The organism is candidate division WOR-3 bacterium (assembly GCA_039803545.1).
GTDB lineage: Bacteria > Hydrothermota > Hydrothermia > UBA1063 > UBA1063 > UBA1063.
On record JBDRYS010000003.1, the window covers coordinates 45,824 to 59,027 of the forward strand.

The following is a 13,204-nucleotide window of genomic DNA, read 5'->3' on the forward strand; positions in this document are numbered from 1 at the left end:
GTAATGCCAGCTTTAACCTACGAATGAGTCATCTAAAATTGCCTTGCCTCAAAGTGGACTTTAAAATCTAAATATGAAACTTTTCATTGCCTTTCTTTTATCCTGGTACATAAAAGAGTTTAACGTTATCCTTAAGCTTTCTGAGGAGAACCTTCTGAAGGTAGAGGAAACTATTACCGTAGACTTCCAAAGTGAACTCAGACATGGAATCTACAGAACTATTCCCATTAAATTTAGAAACAGCGAACTTCCTATAAAAATCATCTCGGCAGGATGCGTAGACCATAAGGAAACCCAGTGGACCTGGAGAAAAGGTACAGATTATATCACTATAAGAATTGGCGATCCAGAAAAGTACATCACTGGTATCGTTAAATATTACATCCACTACGAGGTGAAATACTCTGTCTTTGACAGCCTTGACTTCCAATATTTTATCTGGAATGTCACAGGGAATAACTGGGATGTGCCAATCAACTCCGTTTTATGTAAAGTTACATTACCTATCCTGCCTTCAGAGTTCCACGCTTACACCGGTCTGTGGGGTGAGAGGAAAGAGGATGTAAAAATAGCTTTTGATAGCTCTCAGAAATATCTCTACTTTGCCACCACAAAACCCCTTGGGCCTTATGAAGGCTTCACAATCCTGCTAAAATTCCCTCCGAACACTTTTAAAGTACAGAGCAAAATTTCAAAACTCTTAAGTTTTCTTCTAAATATCTGGCCATTACTTATACCCGTAGTTGCCTTCTTTATTCTCCTTTTAGAATGGTACAAACGGGGTAGAGATCCCTATACCGGTACCATTGTCGTCCAATACGATCCCCCTGAGGACCTCACCCCCTCCGAAAGTGGAACCATCTTCGACGAAAAGGTGGATCCACGGGACATAACTGCTGAAATAGTTTCCTTAATCCTAAATGGCTACATCAAAATAGAGGAAGGCGAAAAAAGGGAGATAATTCTCACAAGGTTAAAGGACTGCGACGATAATCTTAAACCCCATCAGTGCGCCATTTTAAAAAGCCTTTTTAAACCAGAGTATGCAAAGGAAGATGGCAAAATTGTAAAATTATCAGATCTTAAAAATCGCTATTATCAGGAGTTTGCAAAAATCCGCGATGAGATCTACGAAAGCCTTACTAAAGGAGGTTACTTCAGGGAAGACCCACAGACTGTTAAAACCCACTATTACGCCATCGGTTTTATAATCTCCTTCGGAATAGCAGTCATAGGACTACTTTCTTTACAGTCTGCGCCTACCCGCTTTATCACTGCAATTTTCTCATCCTTTTTGAACTTCATTGTCTTTTCCTTTTTCGGCAGAATAATGGTTGCTAAAACTATTAAAGGTGCAGAAGCTTTAAGGTACCTGAGAGGGCTTAGAGAATTCATCCATACCGTCGAGAGGGAAAGGCTTAAACTCTTTGCCCTTGATAATCCAGAAATGTTTAAAAAACTACTCCCTTATGCCATAGCCTTCGGAGAAGAGGAAAAATGGGGTAAGGTTTTTGATGAAATCTTTGAAGAGATAAAGGAAAGGGCTGGCATTGGCTACATGAGGGTACACTCCTTCGTGCCCACAATGGCCTACCTTAATTCTACACTATACTCTATTCCTCACTCTTCGGGTGGAAGCCACGGTGGTGGATTTAGCGGCGGTTTCAGTGGAGGTGGTGCGGGTGGCGGCGGGGGAGGGGCCTGGTAATCACATTTTCGCAACCCTTCATTTATAATTAAAACATGAAAGTTCTTCTCACTGGAGGTTGTGGATTCATAGGTTCCCATGTTCAGGACTACTACATTAAAGAAGGCTATGATGTAGTGGTTGTTGATAACCTCTCTTCTGGCAAAAGGGAACATCTTAACCCCCGGTCAAAATTTTACGAGGTGGATATTCGCAATCTTGAAGCCCTTGAAGAGGTCTTTTTCAAAGAAAAACCGGATATCGTGAACCATCATGCAGCCCAGATCAGCGTAATATACTCTACAAGAAATCCTCAGGAAGATGCAGACATCAACATTCGAGGAACAATAAACCTCCTGGAACTATCGGTAAAATATGGTGTCAAAAGATTCCTTTTTTCCAGTAGCGGGGGTGCCATTTACGGTAACCCTATTTACCTTCCCTGTGATGAATTACACCCCATAGATCCCCTAAGCCCTTATGGGATATCAAAGTACGCAGGCGAAATGTACATAAGATATTACCACAAAAATTTCGGTCTTGATTACGTAATTCTTAGATATGGCAACGTTTATGGACCTCGGCAGGACCCATACGGAGAAGCTGGAGTTGTGGCGATCTTTGGTATGAATATGTTGCAAAATAAGGATTGTTATATTTTCGGAGACGGTAATCAGGAAAGAGATTTCATTTACGTAGAGGACGTGGCCCGAGCGAACCTAATATTCACAAAAGCTGAAAATTTGCGGGAGCGGGAATTTAACATCGGTTCTGGCAAAGGGACATCCGTCAATGAACTCTTCAAAATGATGAAAACAATAACGGGATATAGCGGAGAGCCCGTTTACAAAGAGCCAAGAAAAGGCGAAGTTTATAAAATTTATTTAAACGCCGATAGAGCTAAGAAAGCGGGCTGGTTACCCATTGTAAGCTTCCAGGAAGGCATTGAAAAAACCATTGAACACCTGAGAAAATCATAACTATGGCCATAAAGCGTTATTACATAAGGCTTTACGGAATTGTTCAGGGAGTGGGATTTAGATACTTTGCCTATAGGCTTGCAAGAAATATGGGTATAGGTGGATACGTGAGAAATATGCCCGATGAATCGGTTGAGATCGAAGCAGAAGGTCCAGAGGAGATTCTTGAAGAATTCATAAGAAGAGTTGAAGAAGGGCCTCCAGCTGCCGTTGTAGAAAGGGTTATAAAGGAGGAAATACCTCCCGTAGGCGAGAAAGAATTCGAAATAAGGCGTTAAAAAAGAGGCTATTTAAAAATGAAAGAGGGGCCCGAATGGGCCCCTCTTTCGTTACGCCTAAAATCCTTTCTATTATTCTATCGTACCCAGTATTGTGAACTCCACCCTTCTGTTCATCTGGTAATCTTCCTCGGTCTTTTCAGGATAAACCACAAGCCTTCTCTCACCATATCCCTTTGCTATTAGCCGGTCAGGAGATATGTTGTGAACCTTAATCAGATAATCTCTCACCGCCTCCGCTCTTGCTTGAGATAGTTTCAGGTTGTAAGCATCAGACCCCCTCGAATCGGTATGACCTCCAATCTCCACCTTGACATTCGGGTATTCCTTAAGGAACATGGCAATGGAGTCGAGCACAGGGTAAGACTCAGGCTTAATATCAGCCTTGTTGAATTCAAAGTAGATATTCCTAAAGGTAAAGACCATTTTCTTCTTGAGAAGTGCGATATCCTTTGTCGTTTTCTTTCCACCCTCAATAACAAAGCTGGTCTCGTAAGGTATATACTTTTCAGCCTGCGCCTTAATTCTGTACAAACCTTCTTTCAGTTTCATAGAGAACTCGCCATTTTCTGAAGTGTTTATGGTCTCAACAAGATTACCCGTAGAATCGTAGATTTCTACCGTTGCCACAAGAGGTGAAAGTGTCTTAGCATCCACTACTTTGCCTATAACCTCACCCTCTGTTGGCATTATGGTGTAGTTCTTAGTAACAGTCTCCAATGCCTTAATGTCAAAGGTTTCATAAATAGGTTTGTAGTTGGCCTCTTCGATCTTTATGGAGTATACGCCTTCTAAGTATTTTTTAGACACTTTACCGCTTGAGTCAGTAAGAAGGGTATCAGCATGCCCAAGAGTATCCACTACAATAACAGGAACATAGGCTTTTGGTAACCCCGTTACAAAATCTGTCACCATCACAACCAATTCTCCCACGAGTGGCTTTAAATAAAAGGTGGTCTTAACCTTTTCTTTCTTATCAACAAAAATCACTGTGTCCTTCGAAGTGTAATTCTGAGCATACACGCTTATCTTAGTCCATCCCCAAGGTATCTTTACCTTAAACTTACCGTCATCCTTTGTAGTCAAAGTCTTTACCTTCCCATCGTACCTTTCAATCTCCACCTTCGCAATCATCGGATTACCAGTAGTAGAGTCAATAATTGTTCCCTCTATTTTCTGAGTAATAGCACTTCTGAATCCTGCAGCCACTGTCACTGAAAGCCCTTCCGCAGAGCTTACTACTCCACCCTGATTGGAAACACCGGCATTTATGAACATAAAGGGAAGCTGAAAGCCAGTACCTAATGAAAAGTTTGGCCTCTGACCACCGCCAAAGGTAGCACCAAGCATTAAAGGAAGGAAGGTATTTAGTTCCAAGGCTAAGGACAACCTCGGCGTAGTACTGGACAGGGCGGTTTTCTTAAAGCCCTGTTCTACATCAAAGTAAAACTTCAGCGGAGCTCTATAAAAGTCATATCTTCCCGAGAGTCTCAGAATTACAGGAAGTTTGGTATTGAAACTGCCTGCCTTTCTTTCAATGGTATCGGTGAAAATTTCTCTCAAAGAATCAGCACTATAAAGGTCATAAAGATTAAATTTCTTTGAGGATATAGCGGCGATCCCTGTGAAAGTTGAGTCAGAGTTCCACCTAATATTCGAAACCAAGTTTTCTAAAGTAAGACCTAAGGTAAACTTCGGCGTCAATTCTACCGAGGATCCCAAGGACATTGAAAATCCATAACCAGGGGCTTTAAAGATATCGCTAACAGTGAGATTCTTAATATTGTACACGAAATCAGGAGTTGAATACATAAAGTCAACAGTGTCCTTAACCTCCATAGAAGTGTCTGATACCTCAATTCTTCCTGTCCTTGAGGTTATTTTCGCATATCCAAGCCCCGCAATATAGGAACCCGAGAGTCCAAAGTAAACTTTTTTATTCGCAATCTTTTCCTTTAATCCAAAGCCCAAAGTATTTTGAATATAAGAGACCGCTTCTGCTTCAAGATTCGAAAAATCGTAGGAATTATTAACTTGAACACCATAAAGTCCGATGCGGAAAAGGTCTCTTGGTAAGTTAACCTTTGCAGCCTCAACAACCCTGCTTGCCAGCCCGACAGGGCCTATGGATATTCCAAGGGGCATCACACTTGAGTACTGACTTAATTCGAAACTTTCGCCTATCTTATTGAGTACCTTCTGCTTAAATTCATCGGTTATCGTATCCATAGGCGCAAGTTCATTGTAAAAATCAAGGGAAATCAGATTATTATTTAGACCGGTGTGCAAGTAGGGAAGCATCAGTACAAAGGAAGGATTGTATTTTCCCGCTAAGTTTTGAGGGGAATGGAAAACCGAATAAGGGCCAAAGTGCCCAGCGGTTCCGTACCACTCTCCATTAAAGGAGATTATTGGATAGGCCCAGGTTAGGCTCACTAAAAAAAGTATTACAAAAAGCTTCTTCATTTTCATCCTCCTTTACTCTGAAAGTTTCTCAAAGTCTAAATTTCCAACTACTCTCATATAGCCACCATATCTTATGTAGTCAACCGATCTAACAACAACAGGCCTTGGCCTTTGAGGTATAATAACCCTTTGATGAATATAGATCGTATCCCTTGTGAGAAAATCTATTACTCTCTTTGGAAGTTTCGCCGTTACACTCCAGGTGGTCTCACCAATTGCAAACCCTTGATTATCTATTGACGCAGGATTTAGATTATGATCGAAGACCTGCGCACTATCGGTTTTTTCTTTATTAATTAACCAGGTATTGAAGAATAATCCTACGGGCAGTCTATTGCCTCCAAACATGGAAAATTGCAAAGTATCGATCAAACCCTTTTGAGCCGCTTCGATAATTGTGGAATCAACTTTAAGGGTAATTTCTTCAAATACCAGCGTGTCTCCCCTCAAATCGAAGGCGGAAGGTATCTTATAACCAACGTACAATGTATCAACCTGAATCGCACCGAAGGAACCACGTCCGCGGGCATTTAGTGCAAAAGGTCCAATTGGAACATCAGTTAAAGCAATAAGAATTGTGGTATCTATAGGGCCAGGGTTATTGAGTGCGATATTCACGGTATCAGCCCGCACCAAAACTCCTTCCTTATAGTAGGAAGAAACACATTCTAAATTAAAGGGAAAAATGACCTGTCCCTTGAGCCTGATAGTAACATTAATTAACGGTAATCTCGAAGATATTACCGAGTTCGTTGTATCAAGAACATCGGGCAAACCATGGGAGAAAGTAACGTTAAAGGTACTATCTATAGCCAGATAAGTGTTTGTAATAGTCGTGTCTTCGGCAAAATAAATTGTATCATTGCCGATAGAAAGATATTTGGGATTATCACTTACGAAGTCCGCCATTGAATAGGTTTTATTCACAGCAGGAACACTTACATCGAGTGGCAGCACTTTGTTGCTGTTCCACTCCTCTATTTTCAGGTTGCATCCGGCAAACATCAATGCCAGAGCAAGCACTGGCAAAAACCTCTTCATAAAAACCTCCTGTTTACAAAAGTTTTTCTAAGCCTTTTTCCTTCAGAATTGCCCTTAGCTTTTTTATATTTTGAGCCTCGCTCATTGGAATTACAAGTACAACGTCATCGGTTGAAATTACTATAATGTCAGAGAGCCCGTAAGCTGCAATAACCGGTCCCCTCTGAATAAATAGAGAATTCCTACATTCCGAGACCACCGCATCACCAAGAATTAGGTTGCCTTTTTCATCCGTATTTAAAACTTTAAAGAGAGAAGGAAAGGACCCTAAATCCTCCCAGAAGAACCCTCCTTCCACTACCGCTATGTTATCGGCCTTCTCCATAAACGCATAATCCACTGAAATTTCGGGCGCCTCTTTATATATCTTATCAAGCTCTTCAGGGAACTTCGATTCCTTTAAAACCTTATAAAATTCGGGCATAAATTTTTTCACAGATTCATCAAAGACATCTGTCCTCCATACAAACATCCCTGCATTCCAGTAAAAATTCCCAGAGGAAATGTACTTTTCTGCTGTTTCTCTATCGGGTTTTTCATGGAACTTAATAGCCTTATAAGATCTTTTTCCAATCTTTTCACCTCTTTCGATATAACCGTAACCCGTTTCGGGTCTTGTGGGCTTCATGCCAATAGTAACAATGTACCCCTTTTGGGCTAAACCCTTTGCCTCTTCTACAGCTTCGATGAAAATTTCGTCCTCCCTTATAAAATGATCCGATGGGAAAATGCCAAGGATTATTTCACCGTACTTCCTCAAAGTATACTCGTTGGCCACGGCACAGGCAGGTGCGGTGTTTTTGCCGATGGGTTCAAGAATCTTAAAGATACCGGGAAACATTGAATCTAACCTATCTTTGAACCTTGAATTGGAAATGAGAAAAATCTCTTTAGTCTCTGGAACTTTTTGCAAACGTTTTACCGTTTGTTCAATAAGGGTTCCCTCGCCCGCGATTTGAAGAAATTGCTTCGGATTTTCGTCCCTCGATAGGGGCCAAAATCTCTCACCTTTACCTCCACACAATACACCCGCTACAAAACTCATCATATAATTATAATGCTCCATAGCTTTATAATAAAAATATGGCTTTGAAGATCCTATTCAGCATCTTATGTGGGTATCTTATAGGGTCCCTGTCACCTTCCTACTTCTTTGGAAAACTCCTAAGGGGTATCGACATAAGGGAAGTTGGGGAAAAGAATGCAGGTGTAATTAACGCATACAAAATCCTTGGACCGATACCCGCCCTTTTTACCGCAATTTTTGACCTTTCTAAAGGGTTAATCTCGGTATGGATTGCCTTTTGTATCGGCATTGGATATCCAATAAACTTTTTAATTTCCTACGCAGCGGTCCTCGGCCATATTTTCCCCTTTTATCTAAAATTCAGAGGGGGCCAAGGCGAAGCCACTGCAACGGGCATTCTATTGTACCTCCTTTTCAGAACCTTATTTACAAAACCAGATTTTCTAACAGCCTTTCTACTTCTACTCTTTTATTCACTGGTATTGATTTATATCATCGGCCCCTCAGGAATACTGGGATTATACATTCTTCCTGTAGCCTTCCTATTGACAGCAGTTCATTCTTCACCCCTTGAATGGTTAACAATGCTGGTATTCGCTTTACATATCTTTGTCCTTAACTTGCGAAACCGCATTAAAACTGGCTACAGACTAAGCGAAAGAACAAGAACCACTATAAAGTGGTCCAGATTCGCAGCAAGACCCTTTGCTGTATTATTTATAATTATCTACTTCCAAACCTCAAAGGGCTTCATCCTTAACTTAACCGGTAGTGTTGCCCTTGCCTTTTTAATCTTTGACCTTGTGAGGCTCTCAAAAGCAGGTATAAATAAGGCAATTATGAAAACTCTCAGTTTTGCTTTTAAGAGCAAGGAAGAGAAAACCTTCTCCAGTATGACCCACTTCACAGTGGCTTCCTTTTTAAGTTTTCTGCTGTTTCCGGGAAAAATCGCTTCATGTTCAATTCTTTTCCCAGTCTTTGGTGATATGTTCGCAAAACTTATGGGATTGGAATATGGGCGAAGACAACTCTTTGAAAAGACCCTCGAAGGTTTCATTGCCTATGTAACTTTTGGAGTAATAGCGGGTTACATTTATTCGATCCTCGCAAACTTTCCCTTTCCCCTTGCCATTATAGGTGCTTTAGTTGGGGCCATATCAGAAGTGCTACCCTGGAAATTAGACGACAACCTGAGCGGGTCGCTTTTCTCAGGACTTGCAATGTATTATTTTGGAAAATATTGAAATGGTGTATAATTTAGCAAACAAGAGGAGGTGGATATGATTAAAAAACATCATATAATTGTCACCATGGTTGCTTGTTTATTTTTTGCACAGGCAACCATCAATGCGCAGGAATTTCCTATTGCAGTGGGAAACGATAGTACTTTCTCAGGGGGTGCTGTGTACGGTGGACACAATGGTCTAGTGGCAATTTATGGCGATTCCAACAGTCCATATACCATAAACGCACAGCTCATTGGTTATCCCGGAAATTTAATTGGTTCGCGAATTTCACTTAATGATATTGGAGTTTTCCCTGGTGCAATACCAATATTCGACGGGACCAACTACTTCTTAGTTTGGTGTGAATTCAATGGCACCCTTAAAGGGCAATTCATCGATACTGCAGGGAATCTCCTCGGCTTTTCGTTTAGCATTGCTACAAATTTAGTCACAAGTAGGCCTGGTACTTTCAACATCGCTAGAGGTGATACAGTGTTCTTGGTAACATTTATTAAATCTGACAACCATCTTTACGGGCAAATAATAAGTAAAAGCGGCAATTTGATAGGTTCTCAAATACAAATTTCCATTGGAAGTGCAAGGGAGAACGCTGTTGCCTTCGATGGTTCTAACTTTCTCGTCGCCTGGGTTGATGGTGATAACAACAAAGATATTTATGGGCAATTCGTAAGCAAATCCGGCACACTGGTTGGAGGCAATTTTCTAATTGATGGTGGTCCCTACTACAGCGACAATCCAGTTTCTCTTGCCTTTGATGGGACAAAGTACTTGCTGGCATATCATGAAACTACAGATGATACTTCTTATTTTGTTAAATGGACTTTGCTTGGCAAATTTATTAGCACTTCTGGGACAATTGATGGAACAATAACTATTTGTGATACCACTAAATTGCCCTTTTTACCATCGGTTGCCTTTGATGGCACGAACTATTTAATAACCTGGACGCAATTTTTAGATGGCAACATGATGGGGAGGTTCTATAATACCTTTGGTGTGCCAGTTGATACACCCTTTGTCATTTTTGGCCCATTGAACAATAAAATTCCAGTAGGTGGCGTTGGCTTTGGAGGGGGAAGCTACCTTGCAGTAGCCACACGCTGTAATTCTGAGTTTTCCAACGGTGATGTTTACGGAAGGTTCATTACCCCTTTGGTGATAAAAGATATGGACAACCTCATATTACGGCTATACCTGGACTATACGACGCCTTATAACAATTCAGTTACCATAGAATACGATTTGCCGAAAGGATGCTATGTTACTTTGCGGATTTACAATATCCTTGGACAGGAAATTGCCACATTGATGAGTGGATTTTCACCTGCCGGACCACATACAATGCAATGGAATACTTCAAGATTATCCGGAGGCTTATATTTCTGCAGTTTAGAGACTAACTCAGCTGTTGTGACGCAAAAATTAATTTTACCCAGGTGATTCGAAGTTAAATAATTATGAATAGTCATAAGTGCAGGAATCCCGATTTTGGAAAAATTCTAAACTGGTTATAAAATTTTAAAACAGGAGGTTTAAATGCTTAAATTACTATTGCTAACACTACTAACTACAAGGGCGTACATATACCCCGCCCTCAAGGAAAAACTGGCTAAAGCCGCCCCAAATGAGTACACTGAGGCTATAGTTCACCTCAAGGCAAAACCAGACTACGATGCTATGAAGGGATTAACTCCCGCCCAGTATGTAGAAGTTTTGAAATCCTTTGCAAAGGAATCTCAAAGCGAAATTCTTAAAGCCTTAGAGCAAAACTACGGAGATAAAATAAAAACCCTAAGTCCCTATTGGATCTTCAACGGATTTTACATTGTAGCAACAAAGGATGTTATCGAATGGATCGCTGAGAGAGATGATGTGGAATACCTCATTGACAACTTCGTGATAAAGTTGGAAAAAACGACGCCTTCAAGTGAAAAGGTTGAAACAAAATCACCTACCTGGAACATAACAAAAGTTAAAGCCGATTCTTGCTGGATGGCGGGATACGATGGAAGTGGAATCATAATTGGTCATTTAGACTCAGGTGTAGATATAACCCACCCTGCCTTATCCGGGAAGTATTTGGGATACTGGTTCGATGCAGTGAATGGACAGTCTCAACCCTACGACGATAACGGACATGGTACCCACACAATGGGGACAATTCTCGGCGGTGATGGTTTGGGATCCTTTGCAAATGACATTGGTGTCGCACCGGGGGCTAAGTTTGTAGCTTGTAAAATCTTCAATTCTCAAGGAAGTGGATATGCAGACTGGATTCACAATGGATTCCAAAAAATATTGGAATGGAAAGCACAGGGAGTAAACATAAAGGTAGTATCCAATTCCTGGGGTTCAACGGATTATACGAGTACAGAATTCTGGAATGACGTTGTAAACTGGAGAAACAACGGAATAATCCCTGTTTTCGCTGCAGGTAACAGTGGGCCAAACTCTGCAACGGTAAATACGCCTGGCTCTTTCCCCAATGTCATTGCTGTAGGAGCTGTAGATAACAACGATTACATAGCCAGCTTTTCATCGAGAGGGCCTGCCCCGAATCAGTCTCCCTGGAACAACACTGCCTACTGGCCCCGTAGCGACTGGAACTTCATAAAGCCAAATATTTCTGCACCTGGAGTAAGCGTACCATCATCGGTTCCTGGCGGAGGCTACCAATCGATGGATGGTACGTCGATGGCCACTCCACACGTCGCAGGGGCTGTGGCTATACTCCTTCAAAGGAATCCGAATTTAGATTTTAACACTGTTTATTCGCTACTTTTGGATTACTCAAGACAGCCTTCCCAGGGTTCACCCTATCCTAACAATAACTATGGTTGGGGAGTCCTCGATATATACCAGGCACTTTTGCACACACCTGCCCCCAGCGAGCCTTCAGTAGTGCTTCTAAACTATTCATATACCGATCAGAATGGAAATAACGTGTGGGACGCCGGCGAAACGATTTACATCACGGTAACAGTAAAGAACAACGGTGCCGATGCAACCAATGTTCAAGGTACATTAAGCACAAGTTCGACTTATGCCGCGATAAGCGATGGAACAACTTCCTTTGGCAATATCTCCTCTAATGGAACAGCCAACAATGGTAGTGATCCCTTCATAGTGAGCTCAAGCGCAAACACACCAAACGGAACAAGTATTGATTTCAATTTGAATATTACCTGCGATGGTGGGTACTCCTGGAACTACAGCTTCTCTTTGACCGTAGGTATTCCTGGAGTCGATTATGCGGACCATTCACCGGGTAATATTGTTTTAACGGTAACAAAGTATGGCACGCTGGGATATATGAGCTCAAGTCAGTCTCAAGGGTCCGGTTGTAAATATCCTTCATCTTCCGCATCTCATCTGTTCTACGGCGCTTTTGCCGTTGGGACCCAGCTTCCTTATGTAATCGATAGATATTACGAATCCAGTTCCGGAGACGATGACGACTGGGTCACAACGACCAATCCCGATGGGAGAGTCTTTAAATACAATCCCTATCCACCCTACTATGAATATTCACAGGCCATTTTTACTGACGCTGGTGGTGAAGTGTCCAAGGGTTTATGGGTCTATCAAAGGGGATATACCTTTAACGATGGCGTTGCTCCCAACTATGTAATCCTTGAATACACTCTATACAACTCCTCGCCTAATCCAATCAACGGTCTCTATGCAGGCCTCTTTACCGACTGGGATATCGGAGGAAGCAGCGGCGCCTCATCCAACGCTGGCGGCACCGATGCCACAAGGAATTTGGCCTACCTCTACTATTCTTCCACCTTTATGGGAACAGCCATTCTTAACCCTTCACGTCAACAAACCACACTAATTGCAAACCGTTCAGTGATAGACCATGACACCTATGTTTACCCCTACAATGGCCTTCCCGACAGTGTAGAAATGAAATTCCTCAACGGCACCTATACTTCAGCATCCACCAATAGAAACTATGATTGGTCAACGGTTGTATCGGCAGGACCTTTCAATATTGCACCTTACGATTCTGTGAAGGTGGCCTTTGTTGTAGCCGGGGCATCGAGCTTAGCCAACCTACAAAGCTATGTAGAGGATGCCTATGCAAGATACTGGAGTACTGTGGTAAATGCTGGTGAAGCCCCACAGCAAACAAATATTACGATACCCACCATTTCACGGAGCAACTTCAACTTCTCCATTGGCAAAAACGTAAGAGAGGTTAAAGTATCCGTTTACGACGCAAAGGGTTCACTGGTTAGGAGCGATACCTATGCTCCTACAAACGGGATGGTTAATGTAAATCTTTCAGGGCTCTCCGCTGGACTTTACATCGTAAAGGTGGAAAGTGAAAACGTAAAGAAGACATCAAAAATTATTCTCGTAAAGTAAGGACTGCACTAAGGGAAAATTCATGCGGGGCCCCCTTCGGGGGCCCCGCCCTTTTTGATTGTTCGCGTTGCAAACTAAAAAATTATTGCAAAAGGAGTAGC

General features: G+C 41.8%; 9 protein-coding genes. 6 read left to right on the forward strand and 3 right to left on the reverse strand.

From position 1 onward, the window contains the following. Positions 1-73 precede the first annotated feature (73 nt). The 3 genes from ABIM45_07015 to ABIM45_07025 are packed head-to-tail and all read left to right on the forward strand — an operon-like array spanning position 74 to position 2,945. On the forward strand, positions 74-1,708 hold the full coding sequence (locus tag ABIM45_07015; GenBank protein ID MEO0239649.1) for a DUF2207 domain-containing protein: 1,635 nt from the start codon (positions 74-76) through the stop codon (positions 1,706-1,708). Between the two features lie 35 nt (positions 1,709-1,743). Beyond that, entirely contained in the window at positions 1,744-2,667 is a 924-nt protein-coding gene (locus ABIM45_07020; GenBank protein MEO0239650.1) for an NAD-dependent epimerase/dehydratase family protein, read from the forward strand. A 2-nt stretch (positions 2,668-2,669) separates the two neighbouring features. Then, a complete protein-coding gene (locus ABIM45_07025; GenBank protein MEO0239651.1) occupies positions 2,670-2,945 on the forward strand; it encodes an acylphosphatase in 276 nt (91 codons plus the stop codon). Positions 2,946-3,017: 72 nt separating this feature from the next. Here ABIM45_07025 and ABIM45_07030 read toward each other — a convergent pair whose 3' ends face one another. Genes ABIM45_07030 through ABIM45_07040 form a run of 3 tightly spaced genes read right to left on the reverse strand, consistent with a single transcriptional unit; the run spans position 3,018 to position 7,497 of the window. Beyond that, positions 3,018-5,411, reverse strand: a complete 2,394-nt coding sequence (locus tag ABIM45_07030) for a DUF5723 family protein (GenBank protein ID MEO0239652.1) — start codon at positions 5,409-5,411, stop codon at positions 3,018-3,020. 12 nt (positions 5,412-5,423) lie between these two features. Continuing rightward, on the reverse strand, positions 5,424-6,452 hold the full coding sequence (locus ABIM45_07035; protein MEO0239653.1) for a hypothetical protein: 1,029 nt from the start codon (positions 6,450-6,452) through the stop codon (positions 5,424-5,426). A 13-nt stretch (positions 6,453-6,465) separates the two neighbouring features. Further along, positions 6,466-7,497, reverse strand: coding sequence for a mannose-1-phosphate guanylyltransferase (locus tag ABIM45_07040; protein MEO0239654.1), 1,032 nt, complete (start codon positions 7,495-7,497; stop codon positions 6,466-6,468). Between the two features lie 38 nt (positions 7,498-7,535). Between ABIM45_07040 and ABIM45_07045 the strand changes: the two genes are divergently transcribed. From ABIM45_07045 to ABIM45_07055, 3 genes are all read left to right on the forward strand, one after another. Then, positions 7,536-8,723: a glycerol-3-phosphate acyltransferase gene (locus tag ABIM45_07045; GenBank protein MEO0239655.1), complete on the forward strand. Its 1,188-nt coding sequence runs from the start codon at positions 7,536-7,538 to the stop codon at positions 8,721-8,723. Between the two features lie 36 nt (positions 8,724-8,759). Continuing rightward, positions 8,760-10,166, forward strand: a complete 1,407-nt coding sequence (locus ABIM45_07050; GenBank protein ID MEO0239656.1) for a T9SS type A sorting domain-containing protein — start codon at positions 8,760-8,762, stop codon at positions 10,164-10,166. A 96-nt stretch (positions 10,167-10,262) separates the two neighbouring features. Continuing rightward, complete coding sequence (locus tag ABIM45_07055; GenBank protein ID MEO0239657.1) at positions 10,263-13,103, forward strand: S8 family serine peptidase; 2,841 nt, start codon at positions 10,263-10,265, stop codon at positions 13,101-13,103. The last annotated feature ends 101 nt before the right edge of the window (positions 13,104-13,204 follow it).